Annotated in this window: 18 protein-coding genes and 1 tRNA gene; 11 read left to right on the forward strand and 8 right to left on the reverse strand. The window is 73.0% G+C overall.

Features of this window, described 5'->3' with window-relative positions; translation table 11 throughout:
* Nucleotides 1-5: 5 nt before the first annotated feature.
* Both EJC51_RS19325 and EJC51_RS19330 read right to left on the reverse strand, forming a co-directional pair.
* A complete protein-coding gene (locus EJC51_RS19325) occupies nt 6-875 on the reverse strand; it encodes a spermidine synthase (protein ID WP_126272236.1) in 870 nt (289 codons plus the stop codon).
* A 58-nt stretch (nt 876-933) separates the two neighbouring features.
* Complete coding sequence (locus EJC51_RS19330; protein ID WP_126272237.1) at nt 934-1,347, reverse strand: hypothetical protein; 414 nt, start codon at nt 1,345-1,347, stop codon at nt 934-936.
* Between the two features lie 295 nt (nt 1,348-1,642).
* On the opposite strand from EJC51_RS19330, the gene EJC51_RS19335 reads away from it, so the two are divergent.
* Nucleotides 1,643-3,097 (forward strand): NsdA family TPR-like regulatory protein, encoded by a 1,455-nt coding sequence (locus EJC51_RS19335; protein WP_126272238.1) that lies wholly within the window; start codon nt 1,643-1,645, stop codon nt 3,095-3,097.
* An 8-nt stretch (nt 3,098-3,105) separates the two neighbouring features.
* Here the strand turns inward: EJC51_RS19335 and EJC51_RS19340 are convergent, their stop codons facing one another.
* Nucleotides 3,106-3,702, reverse strand: coding sequence for a histidine phosphatase family protein (locus tag EJC51_RS19340; protein WP_126272239.1), 597 nt, complete (start codon nt 3,700-3,702; stop codon nt 3,106-3,108).
* A 3-nt stretch (nt 3,703-3,705) separates the two neighbouring features.
* Here EJC51_RS19340 and EJC51_RS19345 point away from each other — a divergent pair, with 3 nt between their 5' ends.
* The 8 genes from EJC51_RS19345 (at nt 3,706) to EJC51_RS19375 (ending at nt 10,272) form a co-directional block, all read left to right on the forward strand.
* Nucleotides 3,706-4,848 (forward strand): phosphatase PAP2 family protein, encoded by a 1,143-nt coding sequence (locus tag EJC51_RS19345; protein ID WP_425276798.1) that lies wholly within the window; start codon nt 3,706-3,708, stop codon nt 4,846-4,848.
* Nucleotides 4,799-5,935, forward strand: coding sequence for a hypothetical protein (locus EJC51_RS19350; protein WP_126277041.1), 1,137 nt, complete (start codon nt 4,799-4,801; stop codon nt 5,933-5,935). The genes EJC51_RS19345 and EJC51_RS19350 overlap by 50 nt, the downstream gene beginning before the upstream one ends.
* Complete coding sequence (locus EJC51_RS19355) at nt 5,926-7,512, forward strand: hypothetical protein (RefSeq protein WP_126272241.1); 1,587 nt, start codon at nt 5,926-5,928, stop codon at nt 7,510-7,512. Before EJC51_RS19350 ends, EJC51_RS19355 begins: the two co-directional genes overlap by 10 nt.
* Nucleotides 7,509-8,852: an AAA domain-containing protein gene (locus EJC51_RS19360; protein WP_126272242.1), complete on the forward strand. Its 1,344-nt coding sequence runs from the start codon at nt 7,509-7,511 to the stop codon at nt 8,850-8,852. The genes EJC51_RS19355 and EJC51_RS19360 overlap by 4 nt, the downstream gene beginning before the upstream one ends.
* Nucleotides 8,849-9,013 carry a hypothetical protein gene (locus EJC51_RS47770; protein ID WP_165951157.1) on the forward strand — a complete coding sequence of 55 codons (165 nt, stop codon included), beginning with the start codon at nt 8,849-8,851 and terminating at the stop codon, nt 9,011-9,013. The genes EJC51_RS19360 and EJC51_RS47770 overlap by 4 nt, the downstream gene beginning before the upstream one ends.
* A 93-nt stretch (nt 9,014-9,106) precedes the next feature.
* Nucleotides 9,107-9,484, forward strand: coding sequence for a hypothetical protein (locus EJC51_RS19365; RefSeq protein WP_097264523.1), 378 nt, complete (start codon nt 9,107-9,109; stop codon nt 9,482-9,484).
* A 127-nt stretch (nt 9,485-9,611) separates the two neighbouring features.
* Nucleotides 9,612-10,208 carry a bifunctional DNA primase/polymerase gene (locus EJC51_RS19370; RefSeq protein ID WP_126272243.1) on the forward strand — a complete coding sequence of 199 codons (597 nt, stop codon included), beginning with the start codon at nt 9,612-9,614 and terminating at the stop codon, nt 10,206-10,208.
* A tRNA-Lys gene (locus tag EJC51_RS19375) sits at nt 10,199-10,272 on the forward strand. Before EJC51_RS19370 ends, EJC51_RS19375 begins: the two co-directional genes overlap by 10 nt.
* Nucleotides 10,273-10,413: 141 nt before the next feature.
* Here EJC51_RS19375 and EJC51_RS19380 read toward each other — a convergent pair.
* Nucleotides 10,414-11,691, reverse strand: coding sequence for a M6 family metalloprotease domain-containing protein (locus tag EJC51_RS19380; protein ID WP_244362735.1), 1,278 nt, complete (start codon nt 11,689-11,691; stop codon nt 10,414-10,416).
* Nucleotides 11,692-11,973: 282 nt separating this feature from the next.
* Between EJC51_RS19380 and EJC51_RS19385 the strand changes: the two genes are divergently transcribed.
* On the forward strand, nt 11,974-13,791 hold the full coding sequence (locus EJC51_RS19385) for a putative bifunctional diguanylate cyclase/phosphodiesterase (RefSeq protein ID WP_126272244.1): 1,818 nt from the start codon (nt 11,974-11,976) through the stop codon (nt 13,789-13,791).
* On the opposite strand, the gene EJC51_RS19390 is transcribed toward EJC51_RS19385, so the two are convergent.
* From EJC51_RS19390 to EJC51_RS19405, 4 genes are all read right to left on the reverse strand, one after another.
* Nucleotides 13,770-14,858 carry an LLM class flavin-dependent oxidoreductase gene (locus EJC51_RS19390; protein ID WP_126272245.1) on the reverse strand — a complete coding sequence of 363 codons (1,089 nt, stop codon included), beginning with the start codon at nt 14,856-14,858 and terminating at the stop codon, nt 13,770-13,772. The genes EJC51_RS19385 and EJC51_RS19390 overlap by 22 nt on opposite strands.
* 80 nt (nt 14,859-14,938) lie before the next feature.
* Complete coding sequence (locus tag EJC51_RS19395; RefSeq protein WP_126272246.1) at nt 14,939-15,586, reverse strand: hypothetical protein; 648 nt, start codon at nt 15,584-15,586, stop codon at nt 14,939-14,941.
* A 149-nt stretch (nt 15,587-15,735) separates the two neighbouring features.
* Nucleotides 15,736-16,467 (reverse strand): maleate cis-trans isomerase family protein, encoded by a 732-nt coding sequence (locus tag EJC51_RS19400; RefSeq protein WP_126272247.1) that lies wholly within the window; start codon nt 16,465-16,467, stop codon nt 15,736-15,738.
* The gene (locus tag EJC51_RS19405) at nt 16,464-17,261 is read right to left on the reverse strand and encodes a maleate cis-trans isomerase family protein (protein WP_126272248.1); all 798 of its coding nucleotides are present in this window, start codon (nt 17,259-17,261) and stop codon (nt 16,464-16,466) included. Before EJC51_RS19405 ends, EJC51_RS19400 begins: the two co-directional genes overlap by 4 nt.
* 132 nt (nt 17,262-17,393) lie before the next feature.
* On the opposite strand from EJC51_RS19405, the gene EJC51_RS19410 reads away from it, so the two are divergent.
* Nucleotides 17,394-18,341 carry a D-2-hydroxyacid dehydrogenase gene (locus EJC51_RS19410; RefSeq protein ID WP_126272249.1) on the forward strand — a complete coding sequence of 316 codons (948 nt, stop codon included), beginning with the start codon at nt 17,394-17,396 and terminating at the stop codon, nt 18,339-18,341.
* Nucleotides 18,342-18,348: the final 7 nt, after the last annotated feature.

The raw sequence follows: 18,348 nt of genomic DNA on the forward strand, positions 1-18,348 counted from the left end.
GCCGTTCAGCGGAACACCGAGGGCGGTGGCGCGGGTGACGCGACCGCCGCCGCGTCCGTGACGGGGGCCGCGCCGCCGGTGAAGTCCAGGAGCGCGCGGCCGTGTTCGAGGCGGCCGGGGTGCGGGTCGGAGGCCGCGCGCCGGGTCAGTTCCGCGACCGGCAGCGGGGTGTCGGAGGCGACGAGGACGGCGTTGCCGAAGCGTTTGCCGCGCAGGACCGTGGGGTCGGCGATCAGGGCGAGGTGCTCGAAGCGGGCGGCGGCGGTGGCGATCTGGCCGCGGAGGTGGGCGAGCGGGGGCCCGTCGGCGAGGTTGGCGGCGTAGACACCGCCGGGCCTGAGGGCCCTGCGGACCTCGTCCAGGAACTCGGTCGAGGTCAGATGGGCCGGGGTGCGCGCCCCGCTGAACACATCGGCGATGACGAGGTCGGCCCAGCCGTCGAGCACCTTGGCGAGCCCCTCGCGGGCGTCGACGGAACGCACCCGGATGCGGGCGTTCGGGTCCAACGGCAGCTCGCGGCGGACCAGTTGGACCAGGGCCGCGTCGCGCTCGACGACCTGCTGGGTGGAGCGGGGGCGGGTCGCGGCGGTGTACCGGGCGAGGGTGAGGGCACCGCCGCCGAGATGCACGGCGTGCACCGGTTTGCCGGACGGGGCGACGAGGTCGATGACATGGCCGAGGCGGCGCTGGTACTCGAAGGTGAGCCGAGCGGGGTCGTCGAGGTCGACATGCGACTGCGGGGCGCCGTCGATGAGCAGGGTCCAGGCCCGCGCGCGCTCCCGGTCGGGGATCAGCTCGGCGAGTCCGCCGTCGACGGGTTCCACCACGGGTTCGACGGTGGCGGCTGCGCGCCGGGAGCTACGGGACCTTGCCATGGGGCCATTGTCGCAAGGGGCGGGGCCTCAGGCGCGCCCAGCCTCGGCGCCCCCGGGGTCAGCGGCAGTTGTCCGCCGCCTCGATCAGCCGGGCCGCCTCCCCCAGCGCCGCCCGCAGCACCGCCGGGTCCGTCGCCAGGTCGGCCTCGCCGGGCGGCAGCAGCCATCCCGATCCCTGCACCGGCGGCTCGGGGTTGAGCCGCAGCCCCCGCCCGTCGGTCTCCGTACAGGTGCTGCCCGGGACGTCCCACGCGGCCGCCGTCCCCGGCGGGACCACGAAGCCGAGGGTGTCTCCGCCGTCGTCGTGCAGTACGGGCCCCACCGCGTCCCCGGCGCCCCGGCGCAGGATGTCGACCGCCTCCAGCCCCTGCCGGGTCGGCACCGTGACGAGGTCGCAGCCGACCTCCGGGACCGGTGGCGCGCCGCACTCCGTCAGCGGCGTGCACACCTCGATGCTCTGGCTGGTCTCCATCCCGGCCTCCACCACGGAACCCTCCTAGGACAAGCGGCTCGGGAGTCGGGCGGCTCCCGGTCCATGGAGTTCAACGCGCGACGGCGTCAACGGCTACGGCACAAGTCAGCCGCAAAGGATGGCAGTTCATGGCAGATCGTGGATGAGATATCCGGTTTGTAGCCAAACACTGCGTGGCGGGTCCGCTACAGCAGGTACGTTCTTGCCCGCCGGAACCAGGGTGACGACAGTGACATACCACTCAACTCACCATGGATCCGGCATGGTTCGACGGTTCGCACGAGAGGACCCGGCCATGGCGACGTCAAAGGTGACCTCGTCCCAGTCCCCCAGGCCACCGCGGCCGAATCTCGCGTTCCGGGAGCTGCGCGGACAGCGCTCCCCGGCCGAGTTCGCCGCGGCGGTACGACGGGCCGCGCGCGAGATCGGCGAGCGGGTCAGCTGTGACGCGCGCTATGTGGGCCGGGTCGAGGCGGGCGAGATCCGCTGCCCCAACTACGCGTACGAACGGGTGTTCTTGCACATGTTCCCCGGCCGCACGCTCACCGACCTGGGCTTCGCGTCCCGGGCGTCCGTACGCGGACGCGGGGCGCGCGCCGCCGAGGACGCGCCCCCGACGGACGTCACGAGACCCGCGTACGCCGCGGGTTGCGCGACGGGTGAGACATGGGGGGCGTACGAGCCGTATGACCCGCAGAACCCGTACGAGACGCACGACAACTACGAGGAGAGCGACGTGCTGCGTCGCGCATTCATGACCGGCGGGGGCGCCACCGTGGCCGTCGCCTCACTGGGCCCGATCGGGCTCGCGCCCGCCGCAGCGGCGGCGGACCGGCACGTCCGGCGCGCGGGAGTCCCCGAAGCGCACGCCCTGGAAGAAGCGGTACGACGGATCCGGCTGCTGGACGACCGGCACGGCGCGGACGGCCTGTACCGGCGCGCGGCGACACCGTTGCGCGCCGCCTACGCGCTGCTGGACGCCGGTGCGACCCGGCAGACCACCGCCGACCGGCTGCACTCGGGCGCCGGTGAACTCGCCATCTCGGTGGGCTGGCTGGCGCACGACTCGGGCCGGTTCGACGACGCGCGCTCGCACTACGCGGAGGCGCTCGCGACCGCGCGGATGACGGGTGACGCCGGTCTGGAGTCCCACGCCTTCTGCAACACGGCGTTCCTCGCGCGCGACGCGGGGCGGCCGCGGGAGGCGGTGCGGGCCGCGCAGGCCGCGCAGCGGGTCGGGCGGCCGCTCGGGTCCGCCCGGCTGATGTCGCTGCTCGCGCTGCGGGAGGCGGGCGGCTGGGCGGGGCTCGCCGACCGCGCCGGCTGCGAGCAGGCGCTGGCCCGGGCCCAGGCCCTGTACGAGCGAGGCCCCTCGGACGCCGACCCCGAGTGGATGAGCTTCTACGGCGAGGCCGAGCTGGAGGGCCTGGAGGCGCAGTGCTGGTCGACGCTGGGCGACTGGCCGCGGGCGGCACGGCACGCCCATCGGGCGGCGCAACTCCAGGATCCGCACTTCACGCGGAACATCGCGCTGTACACGGCCGAACTGGCCGACGACCTCGCGCGCGGGGGCCGTCCCGACGAGGCGGCCGCCGCCGGGATGCGGGTGCTGGATCTGCTGGGACAGGTCCAGTCGTCACGGATCCAGTCGATGCTGGCGGGAACCGCGCGCGTGCTGCTGCCGCACCGGCGGGCGTCGGGGGTGGGTACGTTCCTGGAACGGCACGCTTCCTGGCCGCGTACGGCGTAGGAGGCGGGCTAGCCCGCCAGGTGGCCCGTGTCGTTCCAGCTCTCGATCGCCGGCTCCCCGTACGCCCAGCCCAGCACCGACAGCGACGTCGGGTTCAGCCTGATCCGGGCGGCGAAGTCGAGCGGCAGGCCCAGCCAGCGCGCCCCTATGGAGCGCAGCATGTGGCCGTGGGCGAAGACCAGGACGTCCCGGTCCGCCTCGCGGGCCCATGCCACCACCTCGTCCGCGCGGGCGGTGACCTCCGCCAGGGTCTCGCCCCCGGGGACGCCGTCGCGCCAGATGAGCCAGCCGGGGTTCACGGCCTGGATCTCGTCCGGGGTCATGCCCTCGTACCCGCCGTAGTCCCACTCGACCAGCGTGTCCCATGTGCTGGCGCGCTCGCCGAACCCGGCGAGTTCGCAGGTCTCCCGCGCGCGTGCCAGCGGGCTGGTGCGCACCTCGACGCCCGGGAGGCCGTCCAGCGGCGGCCGGTGCAGGCGCTCGCCGAGGAGTTTGGCGCCACGCCGGCCCTCCTCCAGCAGCGGCACATCCGTCCTGCCCGTATGTTTGCCCGCCAGGGACCATGCGGTCTGGCCGTGCCGGGCGAGCAGGATGCGCGGTGCCATGAGATGAAGGACCTTTCGAGGAAAAAACCGGGCGGGCCGCACCCATCATCGCGCACCCTGTCCGGGGGCAACCCGTCGGTCGATCTCTGCGTCCTAGAGAGCCGGGGGCCCGCGCGCGAGGTCGAACACATACACCGTAAAGTGGTAAGACCGGGCAACCGGACGCCGCAACGAGAAGGGGGAGGCGATCGGATGCCGCACGCCGAGACACCGGGCAGCGAGACGGCCCCGAGTACCCGGCTGCGCTGGTGGACCGAGCTGCCGCTGATCCTCCTGGTGTACGCCTGCTACTCCGCGGGCCGGCTCCTGGCCCGAGGTGACGTCACGCACGCCGTGGACCACGGCCTGGCGATCCTGCGCGTGGAGAAGTTCCTCCACCTCAACGCCGAGCACCCGCTCAACCGGCTGTTCACCCGCGAGGCCTGGCTGGGCGTCCCGGCCGACTTCTGGTACGCGTCGCTGCACTACCTGGTCACCCCGGCGATCCTGATCTGGCTGTTCCGGTCGCACGCCGTGCGCTACCGCGCCGCCCGCACCTGGCTGATGACGTCCACGTTCATCGGTCTGATCGGCTTCACCCTGCTGCCCACCTGCCCGCCCCGCCTCCTCTCCCCGGGCCACGGCTTCGTCGACACCATGGCCCAGTACAGCTCGTACGGCTGGTGGGGCGGCGAGGCGAGCGCGCCCCGTGGCATGGGCGGCATGACGAACCAGTACGCGGCCATGCCGAGCCTGCACGTGGGCTGGGCGCTGTGGTGCGGGGTCATGCTGTGGCGGTACGGCGGGACGCGTATCACCAAGGCCGCCGGTGTCGCCTACCCGCTGATCACCATGATCGTGGTCATGGGCACCGCCAACCACTACTTCCTGGACGCCGTCGCGGGCGCCGCCGTCATGGGTGTCGGGCTGCTGCTGGCGCCGCTCGTGCTGCGGGCCGCGGACGGGGTGAAGGGGCGTGTGGCGACGGTTCTCACGCCTGCCACCGCGGGCACTGGGGCCGCACAGGCCTCAATTGTCAGTGACGGATGCCAGACTTCCGCGGGTGAGCGAATTCCACGGCAGCGCGAGTCACGGATCGGAGCGGGACCCGAGCCGAGTGCCGCCCCCACGGACGCGGGGGACGGCGCTCCGGCAGCAGCTCGCTGAGCTGCGCGGCCCCGACGTACCGGCCAAGGCGCTGGATGCCCGCGCCCTGGCCGCCCTCGCCGCCAACCCGGGATGCAGAAGGCGCGCGATCCTGGACGGCGCGGGGGTGAACAAGGCGACGCTGGCGAGTGCCCTGGGCTCCCCGTCGGCGTTCGGGCAGTCGCAGTTCGCGCTCACCCGGGGCAACGCCTTCGAGGCGAAGGTGAAGGCCGACGGCGGCGCCGAGCTGCTGCGGCTGGTGCACGAGAAGCTGGACCGTCACGCCGAGCCCCCCACCGACGCGCGCGTGCCCGACCTCACCGCGATCGGCCCCGAGGGCCGCACCGCCCGTACCGCGCTGGCCCTGCGCGAGGCGGCCGAGGCGTACGGCGCGTGGACGCTGCTCGATCACCCGATGCTCGCCCTCGACGTGGCGGGCTCCCCCGCCTTCCTGGAGCCGGACGCGGTGGTGGTGCATCCGGACGGCGGCTGGACGGTCGTGGAGATCAAGTCCTTCCCGATGCTGGACGGCTCCGCGGACCCGGCGAAGGTGGGCGCCGCGGCCCGCCAGGCGGCGGTCTACGTGCTGGCGCTGGAGGAGGTCGCCGCCCACATCACCGTGGCGGACGCCCCCGCCCCCGAGGTGTGCCACCAGGTCCTCCTCGTCTGCCCCAAGGACTTCTCCAACCTGCCCACCGCCTCCGCCGTCGACGTCCGCAAGCAGCGGGCGGTCACCGCCCGCCAGCTGGCCCGCCTCACCCGCATCCAGGACATCGCCGACACCCTCCCCGAGGGCACCTGCTTCGATCCCGCGCGGCCCGCCGAGGAGCTGACGGCCGCCGTCGAGTCGGTCCCGGCGACCTACGCGCCCGAGTGCCTGTCCGCCTGCGAGCTGGCCTTCCACTGCCGCGACCGCTCCCGCGCGGCGGGCGTGGTGACATCCCTGGGCCGGTCCGTGCGGGCCGAACTGGGCGCCCTGACCACGGTGCCGGACGTCCTGGCGGCCGCCCGCGGGGAGGCCGGCGACCCGGCCGATCCGACCGTCGCCGCCCTGCGCCGGGCCGCCGCCCTCCGCGCGGAGGCACTGGGAGCCGCCGCATGTCGCTGATCTCCACCCTCGCCCGCCTGGAAGCCGTCAGCACCGGCCGCGCCCAGCCGGCCGCGACCGTCCGGCACCGGCACCTCGCCGACCACCCCTTGGTCTTCGTCCCGCTCACCACCGCCGGTGAGGCCGGTGCCCCGCTCGGCGCGCTCGTCGGCACCGACCGGGACGCCCCGCGCCTGCTCGTCGTACCGCAGCCGCGCGACCGTGACCTCCGGTTCCAGTTCCTCGCGGAGCTGGCGGACGTCGTCCTGCCGTACGTGGACGCCTACGCCGAGGCCGTGGAGGCCGCCGAGCGCAACGAGACCGATCCGGAGACCGGCAAGCGGGTCAAGGTCGAGGTCGAGCTGTGCGCGGACGCCCCGCAGCTGATCGTGCCGAGCCGCGCGGGCATCGACTTCGTACGGCTGCTGGGGCGCTCCATGCGCTTTCGCCGTACGGCCGAGCAGGACCCGGAGGCCCCGCACCCGGCGCCCCCGCGCGTGCCGTTGCTGGGCCGGTGGCTGACCCACTTCGGCGAGCGGGCCCGCGTTCCCGGCTCCGCCCTGCTGCTCGCCGCGACCGAGCTGCTGTCCCGGCACTGGGCGACCGGCCAGTCCACCCTGGAGGACCAGCACCTGGGCGCGCTACTGGCCTGGATCGACCCCCCGGAGGGCCTGACCGGCGCCGAGGCGGCCCGCGCGGCCGAGCTCGCCCGGGACGCCAAGGGCCAGCTGCTGCACCCGCCGGCCGGTCCGGCCACCGACCCGGCGTTCGACAACAAGCTGCTCGCCCCCGCCATCGAGCGCTACGACCGCGCGCGTACGGCCCTGGCCGCCGCCGAGGACGGTCTGGAGGCGGACGACCGGCTCGGTGAACTCACCGCCGCCGAGCGCGCGATCAGGGACCTCGTCGAGAGCCGGACCCGTCCCACCTGGGACGCGGTGTGGCGCGGCCTGGACCTGCTGCGGGAGCTGCCCGAGGGCGCGCGCGTGGCGGAGCGCTGGACCCGCGACCGGTGGTCGTTCACGTCCCACCGCGACCGGATCACCGCGGGCGAGCCCCCGCAGCCGCGCCGCGACGACGCGGTGACCGCCGCCAACAAGCTCGCCACGCGCGAGCGCGAGCAGGCCCGGCTGGAGGCGCAGGAGGCCCTCGACGACCCGCTGGTGATGGCGGGGCGGCGGCTGTCCGGGGAGGCGTTCGCGGGCGAGGTCACGGATGTCGTCATGACGTACAGCGAGGGCAAGCGCCCCAGCCCGCGCCCGCTCGTCACGCTGCGCACGGACGACCGGCCGCATCTCGGGGAGCGCGTGAAGGTGTACCGCTCGCTGGGCGGGAAGCCACAGTCGGCCGAGTTCGTCGGCCACGACGACGACGGCGTCGTCCTGCGCATCCTCGACAAGATGGGCCGCGGCAAGGAACCCGAGCCGGGGTCGGTCCCCGAGAAGGGCGACCGGCTCTGTTTCACGCTCTTCGAGCACGAGCAGCGGGGCGGCGCGAAACTCCCCGACCCGGAGAACACCCCGTGGACGCACGGCGGGCCGCCCGGTGAGGCCCCCCATGAAGCCGCCGACCCGCTGACCGCGGAGGACGTCCTGTGACCACCGTCTCCGAGCTCTTCGACCCCGGCAGGGTGGCCGCCGCGGCCACCGACGCGATCCTCCGCGACACGCTGCACGGCGAGGCGCGCGGGGTCGTCGTCGACTCCCCGCCCGGCGCCGGCAAGTCCACGCTGGTCGTCCGCGCGGCCCTCGAACTGGCCGACGCGGGCCGCCCGCTGATGGTGGTGGCACAGACGAACGCCCAGGTCGACGACCTGGTGCTGCGGCTCGCCGAGAAGAACCCGGACCTCCCGGTCGGCCGCCTGCACAGCAGCGACACGGACGCGTACGACAAGGCGCTGGACGAGCTGCCGAACGTACGCAAGTCGGCGAAGGCGGCCGAGCTGACCGGGCTGCCGATCACGATCTCCACGGCCGCCAAGTGGGCGCACGTCAAGGTCGACGAGCCGTGGGAGCACGCGATCGTCGACGAGGCGTACCAGATGCGCTCGGACTCCCTGCTCGCCGTCGCGGGCCTGTTCCGGCGGGCGCTGTTCGTGGGCGACCCCGGCCAGCTGGACCCGTTCGCGATCGTGGGCAGCGAGCAGTGGGCGGGTCTGTCGTACGACCCCTCGGCATCCGCGGTCACGACCCTCCTCGCGCACAACCCGGAGCTCCCCCAGCACCGCCTCCCGGTGTCCTGGCGGCTCCCGGCCTCGGCCGCGCCCCTGGTCTCGGCCGCCTTCTACCCGTACACCCCGTTCCGCAGCGGCACCGACCACGGCGACCGCGCCCTGTCCTTCGCGATCCCCTCGGACGGCTCGGGCCCGGACCGGGTCATCGACGAGGCGGCGGAGTCCGGCTGGGGCCTGCTGGAGCTGCCCGCCCGGCACACCCCGCGCACCGACCCGGAGGCGGTGCGGGCGGTGGCGACGGTCGTCCGACGCCTGCTGGACCGGGGCGGCGCGGCGACCTCGGAACGCTCCCCGGACCCGTCCCCGCTCACCGCCGACCGCATCGCCGTCGGCACGGCCCACCGCGACCAGGCGGCGGCGATCCGCGCGGCCCTCACCGAGCTGGGCGTCACGGACGTCACCGTCGACACGGCGAACCGCCTCCAGGGCCGCGAGTACGACGTCACGGTCGTCCTGCACCCCCTGTCCGGCCGCCCCGACGCCACGGCGTTCCACCTGGAGACCGGCCGCCTCTGCGTCCTGGCCTCCCGCCACCGGCACGCGTGCATCGTGGTCTGCCGGGCGGGCGTGGGCGACCTCCTGGACGACTATCCGTCGACGGAGCCGGTACAGCTGGGGACGCTGGTGAAGTTCCCGGACGGGTGGGAGGCGAACCATGCGGTGCTGGCGCATCTGGCGGAGCACCGGGTGGTCTGGCAGCCATGACCCACGCCTCCCAGCCCACTCCGCACGCACCGTCGCCCACCCGCCGGGCGGAGCCCGGCACGCCGCCGGAGGCGGCCGATGAATGCAGCCCGGACGGGTGGGAGGCGAACCATGCGGTGCTGGCGCATCTGGCGGAGCACCGGGTGGGCTTCGAGCCCTGACCCTTACGGGGCCCTTGCGCGGGCGCGCGACAATGGACGATGGCCCGCTTCCCCTACGGAGGGGGCATCAGCGACGTACGAGGAGGAGAAGACATGGCGGAGCCCACGCCGCGTCGGAACGAACCGCGGCTACGCCCCGCGCCCCTGCTCTTCGAGCCCGCGCAGGCGGCCGCCGACCCGGAGCACTTCTTCGACCTGGAGTCCATCGACGACCCCAGGGCGCTGCTCGCCCGGGCGACGGAGCTGACGCATGCCTTCCGTGCGGCGACGGACCGTGCCGTGGAGTTCCAGGCGATCGCCGCGGCCCAGCTGGCCGACCCGCGCCGTTTCGACCGGCTGACGCCGGCGGACATCGCGGAGCGGGCCGAGTGGACCGAGGACTATGCCAAGAAGATGGTCGAGTTCGGGCGGGACCTGATGCGCGGGACCGCCGAGGGCGCCGAGGGCGAGGGGCTCCCCGGTCCGGCGTAGCCGCCGTGCCGCACCGGACTCGTTCTGGCATATGCCAGGCGGGCAAGATACCCCTTCCCACCCCCTCCTGTCCCGATTTCCGGCAACCCTCAGAGACGGAACGCTCACGCCCGGTACATCTGGATGCATGAGCGACACACGCATCGAGCCGTTCTCCGACCGTTCCGACGTCTGCGGGGTCACTGCGGACGGTGCGGCCTGGCTCGCCTCGGCAGGAACGTATCCGCGAAGCACGCTCGCCCTCTGGCGGGAGCGCCCGGACGCCCCGGTGGTGCTGCCGTGCGGCGCCTCGTTCGACGTCGTGAGCGCGCCCGCCATCTTCGGGCGCCGGATGCTCGACCGGTTATGGGGCGACGGGCCGGGCTCGGGGCCGGTGGCGATGTTCCGGGGCCGGATGCTGCTGTTCGCGGCGCCGGGCACCGCGTACCGGCTGCCGTCGCTGTTGCAGTGGGAGGAGTGCGGCCGCACGGGCGCGATCCCGCCACTGCTGTGCCACGGCAACGGCGACGCGGTGACGCTCCCCGCGCCCCTGCCGACCCGCACCACGCCGACCCCGTTCGACAGCCGCTGGCTGGTCGCCCCGGACACCCGTCACCCCTGGTTGCCGGGCCCCGAGATCCTGCTCTGGGCGGCCGTACGGGCGGCCCGCGCGGCCGTGCGGATATCGATTTTTCCTCCCGCCGATCAGGATGCTAAGGTCTACGACGTCAGCAGGCGCCGCTAGCTCAGTTGGTTAGAGCAGCTGACTCTTAATCAGCGGGTCCGGGGTTCGAGTCCCTGGCGGCGCACGTTGTCGATGGCGAGGCATGTTCGCGGAAAGCGCGAATCGGCCTCGCCATCGTTGTTTCTGCGCGGCCGCGCCGCGCGTCGCGGGGGCTCCGCCACCCGCACCCCCTTTCCCCGGCGTGCGGTGGCCGTAGGCCGACAGGTCACCCGGGCGTGATCTTCACCGTCCACGCCCCGGAGACCGTACGGCCCTCCACCTTCACCCGTACACCGTCCCCCGGCACCGTGAAGCTCTCGCCCAGGGCTACCGGGGCGTCCGCGAGGGGTGGGTAGACCGAGGCCTCCCAGCAGGCCTCGGTGTGCGGGTGGGCGTCGATGACCTGGATCGGGCCGCCGCCGGACGCGGCGCCGGCGCGTACCCGGTAGACCAGGACTCCTTCCTTGCAGGTCCCGGCGTCGTTGCCGGCCGGGCCGCGGGCCTCGAAGGCGAGGGCGGTCTCGGGGCCGGTGCGGACCACCGCCAGCTTGGTGCCGCGCCCCAGGCCGAAGGCCGAGCGGCCCACGACCGGCGCCCCCGGCCCCGCCCCCAGCGGTTCCAGCGTCAGCCGCGTCGGCTTGCCCACGCACGCCACCTGTCGCGACTCCAGCCACCCCAGCTTCCACTTGTGCCAGCCGAACAGGTCGGGGGCCAGCCCGAACTGGCTGCCCATCAGGTCCCAGTCGCCGACGTACGTGTCCCAGTCGCCCTTGCCGTCGACGGGGCGGTGGTACAGGTCCGGGAGGTCGAAGACGTGGCCGGTCTCGTGGGCCAGGACGAGGCGGTCCGGCGGGTGCTGCTCGAACACCGTGACGACCCGCCGGATGTCCGTGCCGTCGGCCCGCAGCGGGGTGTCGAGGTTGACGACCTTCGTGGCGTCCGAGTCCACCCCGGGCGCGTCCGGATCGGCGACGAAGTAGACGACGTCGTAGCGGGAGAAGTCCACCTGCCCGTCCGCCGCGGCCAGCGCGTCGCGCAGATAGTCGGCGCGATGCGACTCGTTCCAGTCACGCTCTATGACGTACGAAGTCGACGGCCGCGGCATCCGGATCCAGTTCCGCAGCGGATGCGGGCGCAGTGTGAACCTGCCGTAGGAGGCCTGTTCGAAGTAGCGGCTGGTCGCGGGGAAGTGGTCGGCGGCAAGCTGGTCGGGGGTGGTGCGCGGGGTCGCGTCCGGGAAGGACAGGAACACCATCACCGCGTCCAGCGTGCGGGTGGGCCGCGGATAGGCGGTGTTCCAGGTGTCGACGCCCTCGGAGTGGTGCGCCTCGGTGCGGGTGAGCGCGCAGGCGGCCGCGGAGAACGGCTCGGCGGCCGACGGGCCGGTGATGAGGGAGGTGGCGGCGAGCGCCGACATCGTGGTGAACACGGCCGCGGTGCTGCGCAGTCGGGGGCGCGGGAAGGGGCGCGGCACGGGGACCTCCGGATGCGGTTCACGGGACACCGCACCCAGCCTGTGTGAGATTGTCGTACTACGCCCTGTTTGTCTGCACCAGAAGAGTGAGTCAGCCGAAGAACCGTCAGAATCGACACCCCGAATCGCTCACGGAACGTCACACCTGGTCGGGCGCCTCAACAAGCCGTCCAGGTGCGGGCAGAAACGATCTGTCAGAAGGGCCCGTTGTTCCGGGACACTGGGCAGTGGCTGGAAGGGGTGGGGGCCAGCCTCTATGATCGGCACACTTTCCTGCACGGACAGAGATCGAGTGCACTGCGGGAGCGAACGGTGAGCGGAACCTCCGAAGGGCCGGCGCCCGCGACAGACCTCGACCGGGCGGCCGTCACAGACAGTGACTACAACACGTCTTCTCGTACCGATTCCCAGGCGTACCGGTCGGCCTTCGTGGCCGCGCCGCTCGCCATGGCCGTCGTCGACCGCGAGGGTGTGGTCGTCAGCGCCAACCACACCCTCGGCGACCTCCTCGGCTGCGCGCCCGAGGCGCTCGCCGGGCGGATCGCCGCCGATCTGGTGGACCTGGCCTCCGACGCCCGTACCTGGCACGCCTACCAGGAGGTGCTGCGCGGCCGGCAGGCCCGGCTGCGCTGCACCCGGCGGCTGAAGAACCCCGACGGCCAGTACCTGTGGACGCAGGTCACCGTCGCGCCGCTCGGCACGGGTGAACCCGGGGTGCTGCTGTCGGTCGCCGACGTCAGCTCCCAGCGTGAACTCCAGGCCCGGCTGCGGCACTTGCAGATGCACGACCCGGTGACCCGGCTGCCCAACCGCACGCTGTTCTTCGAACGGCTGTCGGCCGCGCTGGAGGCGGAGGCGTACGAGCAGGGCGGCACCGGCCGGATCGGCCTGTGCTATCTGGACCTCGACGGCTTCAAGGCCGTCAACGACACGCTCGGCCACCGGGTCGGCGACCGGCTGCTGGCCGCCGTCGCGGAGCGGCTGACGCGGTGCGCGGACGAGGCGGGCCTCACCCGGGGCAGCACGCCGCTGGTGGCCAGACTCGGCGGCGACGAGTTCGCGCTGCTCGTCGAGGACTCCACCGGCACCGACCAACTCGCCGATCTCGCCGAGGCCGTGCTCAAGGCGGTGCAGAGCCCCTTCGACATCGCCGGGCACCGGTTGTCCGTCTCCGCGTCGATCGGCGTCGTCGAGCGCCACGCGGCCGGCACCACTCCCACGGCCCTCGTGCAGGCCGCCGACACGACGCTCTACTGGGCGAAGGCCGACGGCAAGTCCCGCTGGACGCTGTTCGACCCGGAGCGCAACGCCCACCGCATGACCCGCCAGGCCCTCGCCTCCACCCTCCGGCCGGCCATCGAGCGCGGCGAGTTCACGCTGGAGTACCAGCCGCTGGTCGGCATGGAGGACGGGCGGCTGCGGGGTGTGGAGGCGCTGGTGCGCTGGAACCACCCGCAGTTCGGGATGCTGACGCCGAATCGGTTCATCGCACTGGCCGAGGAGGACGGCTCGATCGTGCCGCTGGGGCGCTGGGTGCTGGCGACCGCCTGCCGCCAGGCCCGGCGGTGGCAGCTCGACCACCCGGGCGAGCCGCCGATCTTCGTCAGTGTGAATGTCGCGGTCCGCCAGGTGTGGGACTCCGACCTGGTCGCCGACGTGGCGGAGATCCTCGCGGAGACGGAACTGGCGCCGGGGTTGCTGCAACTGGAGCTCACGGAGTCCGCGGTGATGGGCTCGGCGGGCCGCCCGCTCCAGGCGCTCCAGGCGCTCAGCGACATGGGCGTCCACATCGCCATCGACGACTTCGGCACCGGCTACTCCAACCTCGCCTACCTCAGCCGGCTGCCGGTCGCGGTCCTGAAGCTGGACGGGTCCTTCGTCCGGGGCTTCCAGTACGAGGGGACCGGCGCCCCGCCCAACCCGGCCGACGAGGTCGTCGTCGAGGCGATGATCCAGCTCGCCCACCGGCTGGGGCTGACGGTCACCGCGGAGTGCGTGGAGACGTCCGCGCAGGCTTCCCGCCTGCGGCGGATCGGGTGCGACACCGGCCAGGGGTGGCTGTACTCACGGCCGGTGTCGCCGGATCGTATCTCCGAGCTGATGGCGGGTCAGGCCGCGGGCAGGCCGTAGGCGTCGGCGATCAGTTCGTACGAGCGCAGCCGCAGCGCTCCGCTGTGTGCGTGGGACGTGATCATCAACTCGTCGGCGCCGGTGCGCTTCTGGAGGTCGTCGAGGCCCGCGCGGACCTCGTCGGCGGTGCCGTGGACGACGTTGGCGTTCCAGGACGTGGCGAAGTCGCGTTCCACGGGGCTGAAGTCGTAGGCCTCCGCCTCCTCGGGGGTGGGGACGAGGCCGGGGCGGCCGGTGCGCAGCCGGATCATGTTGAGGCTCGCGGCGAGCACCTGGCGGCGGGCCTCCTTCTCGTCGTCGGTGGCGAGGGCGGAGACGCCGATGAGGGCGTAGGGCTCGGCGAGGATCTCGCTCGGGCGGAAGGCCTCGCGGTAGAGGTCCAGGGCCGGGATGGTGTTCTGGGCCGAGAAGTGGTGGGCGAAGGCGAAGGGCAGGCCGAGCTCGGCGGCGAGGCGGGCGCTGAAGCCGGAGGAGCCGAGCAGCCAGATCGGCGGGCGGTGCGGGGACTGGACGCCGCCGGGGGACGTCGCCTGGATCGGGCCGGGGACCGCGTGGATACGGCGGTAGGGGTGGCCGTCGGGGAAGTCGTCGTCGAGGAAGCGGGTCAGCTCGGCGAGCTGCTCGGGGAAGTCGTCGGCACCCTCGTGGAGGGTCTGGGTGCGGCGCAGGGCGGCGGCGGTGGCACCGTCGGTGCCGGGCGCGCGGCCGAGGCCGAGGTCGACCCGCCCCGGGGCCAGCGCCTCCAGCGTGCCGAACTGCTCCGCGATGACCAGCGGGGCGTGGTTGGGCAGCATGACGCCGCCCGAGCCGAGGCGGATGCGCTCGGTGTGGGCGGCGAGGTGGGCCAGGATCACGGCGGGGGACGACGAGGCCACGCCGGGCATGGAGTGGTGCTCGGCGACCCAGTACCGGTGGAACCCGCGCGACTCCGTCAGCTTGGCGAGCTCGACGCTGGTACGCAGCGCCTCGGTGGCGGTGTACCCGGCGCCCACCGTGACCAGGTCCAGTACGGAGAGGGGGACGGGGGCGGTGCCCTGTGCGATGCCTCGGGTCTCGTCTGCCGCCACGGGGGTGCCTCCTGTTGTGGGCCGTGCGCTGTCCGTCCGGCACTAACAGGAGGCGCTCTCCGGTTATTCCCTGCGCCAGATCATGCGGAAGACGCCTTGTCCCACACCTTGACGGTCAGGTTCGTGATCTCGCTGTCGGGATCGAGCGAGTCCACCCTGACGAGCGCCACGCGCCCGCCGTCGGTGAAGAGGCAGACGCTCCGCCCTTCGCCCACCGAGAGCGACGACTGGGGTTTCGTGGTCGCGAGCAGCTTGCACTCGCTGAAACCGGGTTCCTCCCCCTCGGGAACAAGCGCGTAGTTGTTGTAGATGAGATTCACTTTCTGCCCGTCAAAACCCCAGGGATCGATGTCGTCGTCGCCCACCGCGGGTGGCACAAGATCGAGATCGAATCCCTGGTTCTGCGAAAGCAGCGGGCCCGACCACTGCACTTCCGGCTCCGATTCGGACTGCGGTGACGGCCGATCACCGGAGCCACCCCCGGGATTTCCCTGCGGCGTCGCGGTGGTCGTGACGCTCACCGTCGCGGTGACGGTTTCACGGACCGCCACGGGCGAGGTGACACCTGCCGCGGGGAGCCCGATGAAGCCGACCGCGAAGGTGAGCGCACCCACCCCGGCACTGATCAGCGCCGCGATCGCCTGCCATTTGTGGGCCGCCCCCGCATCGCCCTGCCGCCTCGGTGGTGCCGGTGGCCGCGCAGGTGGCGGCGGCGTGAATGACGACATGTACATCCCCCGTTACTTTCCCTGCTGCATCCCCCGACGCATCCCCCGATGCCGATGCAGAGCGCAATTATGGCGCGCCCCCGGCATTCTGGACGGCGGAATTCACGTATCCACCGAAGGAAATACCGAGGGCGTCGGCCTCACATTTCTCACACCTGCACAATCGGCTCCTTCGTGAACAGTGCTCCCAGCCTCGGGGCGTTCACGCGGCGGTCTGCCAGGCGGAGGCCTTCCCAGACCGTGACCTGGTTGGCGGTGAGGACCGGCTTGCCCAGTTCCTTCTCCAGGGCGGGGAGGTGGGCGACCGTGTGCAGGGCCGTGTCGGGGAGGAGGAGGGCGTCCGCGTCCGGGGTGTCGGCCTGCCGCGCCAGGGCGAAGACCTCCGCCTCGCCCCAGGTGCCGACCTCGGCCGCCGTGATGATCCCGGCCCCCTTGACCCCGGTCACCTCCAGGCCGCCGGCCCGCAGGAAGTCCGCGAACATCGCGGCCACGTCGTCCGGGTACGTCGCCCCGACCGCGACCCGGCCCGCCTTGATCTCCTGGGCCGCGTGCACGAAGGCGAAGGACGTCGAGGAGGCCGGCAGGCCTGCCGCCCGGGCCAGGGTGCGGACCTGGTCCTGGGCGCCCTCCCAGCCGTGGACGAAGCTGCCGCTGGTGCAGGCCCACACCACGGACTCGGCGCCGCCCATGCGCAGTTCCTCGACGCCGGCCGCGAGGCGTTCGGGCGAGCCCATCTCCAGCAGGGCGTCCTCACGGTGGGCGTCCTCGCCGATGTCGGTGTGCACCACGTCGACCCGGATGTCGCTGCCCAGGAGCTGCTCGATGCGTGGATAGTCGTCCTCGGCGGAGTGGCCCGGGTAGAGGAGTCCGAGTGCGGTCATGTCCAGCCTTCCTGCTGCTGTTCTTCGTCGGGCAGTACCGGTCGCAGGGGGCCCGGACGCGCCGCCGGATCGATCAGCGCCTGATAGGGCCCCATGGCCCGGGTACCCAGCCGGCGCAGCGCCGCCCACATCGTCACCTGGTTGGCCGAGATCACCGGCAGCCGCAGTTCGGCCTCCAGTTGCGGGATGACGTCGTACGTCGGGAGGTTGGTGCAGCTGATGAACAGGGCGTCGGCGTCCCGGCGGACCGCCTTGTGCGCCATGGCGACCACCTCGCGGTACGGCACCTTCCAGATGTGCCTGGTCAGGCCCATGAAGGCGCAGCCGGTGACGGTGACGCCCGCCTCCGCGACGTACTCCTCCAGGGAGCGGGTGACCGAGACGGTGTACGGCGTCACCAGGGCCAGCCGCCGCACGCCCAGCTCGGTCAGGGCTTCGAGGAGGGCCCCGGAGGTGGTGAGGGACGGGACCGCGCCCGCCCTCGTCATCGCCTCGCACATGGCGCGTTCGCCCGCGATGCCGCCGACGAAGCTGCCGGAGGTGCAGGCGTAGGCGACGACCTCGGGGGTGATGGCGTGCAGGGTGCGGACGGCGTCGTGCAGGGTCTCGTGCTCGCTGACGAGACGGGCCAGGTCGAGGCTGACCTCGACGGGCACGTACGGCGTCCGGGTCAGATGGAGCGAGATGTCGTCCGGGACCCAGCGCCACAGCTCGCGGTCCAGGGCGAAGTCGAAGGGTGCCACGACGCCGACCCCGCGCTGGGGGCGCGGTCCGCCGAGAAAAGAGAGGTCCATGGCAGGCACCGGCCTCACGGTGAGAGACGGGGGGACAACGGACCGTGCGCGCGCCCGTGTTGACGAAGGTAGGTTCGGGTGCGAGCGTGGTCAATCCGCGCATGTCAGACGCCCGTGGAGGAACGGCTTCGCATGACCTCCCCCACCCTCCTCGTCCTGGACGCCGATCCCCTCCCCCGCCTCGGCCGCCTCACCGGTCGCGCCCGCGTCCTGCACGCGGACGCGTCGACGCTGGCCGAGCGGCTGCCGTCCGCCGACGTGCTGCTGGTGTGGGACTTCACCTCGCACGCGGTACGGCACGCCTGGCCCGGCGAGGGTCCGCGGCCGCGCTGGGTGCACACGGCGAGTGCGGGGGTGGACCATCTGATGTGCCCCGAACTCGCCGCGTCCGACACGGTGGTGACCAACGCGCGCGGGATCTTCGACCAGCCGATCGCCGAGTACGTCGCGGCCCTCGTCCTGGCGATGGCGAAGGATCTGCCGAGGACCCTGGACCTGCAACGGGAGCGCACCTGGCGGCACCGGGAGTCCCGCCGGGTCTCCGGGACGCGGGCCGTGATCGTCGGCTCCGGGCCCATCGGGCGGACGATCGCCCGCACGCTCAAGGCACTTGAGGTGACGACCGCGCTGGTCGGCCGCACCCCGCGCACCGGCATCCACGGCCCCGACGATCTCGACCGGCTGATCGCCCGCGCCGACTGGATCATCGCGGCGGCCCCGCTGACCGAGCAGACGTACGGCATGTTCGACGCCCGGCGGTTCGGGGTGATGCAGCCCTCGGCCCGGTTCATCAACATCGGGCGGGGCGGCCTGGTCGTCGAGGACGCGCTGGCCGAGGCGCTCAGCCGCCGGTGGATCGCGGGCGCGGCGCTGGACGTCTTCGAGCACGAACCCCTGGGCCCCGACAGCCCGTTGTGGCAGGTGCCCGATCTGATCGTGTCCCCGCACATGAGCGGCGACACGGTGGGCTGGCGGGACGAACTCGGGGCACAGTTCCTGGAGTTGTACGAGCGGTGGGAGACGGGCAAGCCGCTGCTGAACGTGGTCGACAAGAAGCGTGGGTACGTACCCGGACACTGACCTGGGG

This window comes from Streptomyces aquilus (assembly GCF_003955715.1).
Taxonomy (GTDB): Bacteria; Actinomycetota; Actinomycetes; order Streptomycetales; family Streptomycetaceae; genus Streptomyces; species Streptomyces aquilus.

What these genes read in the sequence shown, in the direction of transcription:
- EJC51_RS19325 (WP_126272236.1), bottom strand. Translation starts at nt 875, where the DNA reads ATGGCAAGGTCCCGTAGCTCCCGGCGCGCAGCCGCCACCGTCGAACCC.
- EJC51_RS19330 (WP_126272237.1), bottom strand. Translation starts at nt 1,347, where the DNA reads ATGGAGACCAGCCAGAGCATCGAGGTGTGCACGCCGCTGACGGAGTGC.
- EJC51_RS19335 (WP_126272238.1), top strand. Translation starts at nt 1,643, where the DNA reads ATGGCGACGTCAAAGGTGACCTCGTCCCAGTCCCCCAGGCCACCGCGG.
- EJC51_RS19340 (WP_126272239.1), bottom strand. Translation starts at nt 3,702, where the DNA reads ATGGCACCGCGCATCCTGCTCGCCCGGCACGGCCAGACCGCATGGTCC.
- EJC51_RS19345 (WP_425276798.1), top strand. Translation starts at nt 3,706, where the DNA reads ATGAAGGACCTTTCGAGGAAAAAACCGGGCGGGCCGCACCCATCATCG.
- EJC51_RS19355 (WP_126272241.1), top strand. Translation starts at nt 5,926, where the DNA reads ATGTCGCTGATCTCCACCCTCGCCCGCCTGGAAGCCGTCAGCACCGGC.
- EJC51_RS47770 (WP_165951157.1), top strand. Translation starts at nt 8,849, where the DNA reads ATGACCCACGCCTCCCAGCCCACTCCGCACGCACCGTCGCCCACCCGC.
- EJC51_RS19365 (WP_097264523.1), top strand. Translation starts at nt 9,107, where the DNA reads ATGGCGGAGCCCACGCCGCGTCGGAACGAACCGCGGCTACGCCCCGCG.
- EJC51_RS19370 (WP_126272243.1), top strand. Translation starts at nt 9,612, where the DNA reads ATGAGCGACACACGCATCGAGCCGTTCTCCGACCGTTCCGACGTCTGC.
- EJC51_RS19395 (WP_126272246.1), bottom strand. Translation starts at nt 15,586, where the DNA reads ATGTCGTCATTCACGCCGCCGCCACCTGCGCGGCCACCGGCACCACCG.
- EJC51_RS19400 (WP_126272247.1), bottom strand. Translation starts at nt 16,467, where the DNA reads ATGACCGCACTCGGACTCCTCTACCCGGGCCACTCCGCCGAGGACGAC.
- EJC51_RS19405 (WP_126272248.1), bottom strand. Translation starts at nt 17,261, where the DNA reads ATGGACCTCTCTTTTCTCGGCGGACCGCGCCCCCAGCGCGGGGTCGGC.
- EJC51_RS19410 (WP_126272249.1), top strand. Translation starts at nt 17,394, where the DNA reads ATGACCTCCCCCACCCTCCTCGTCCTGGACGCCGATCCCCTCCCCCGC.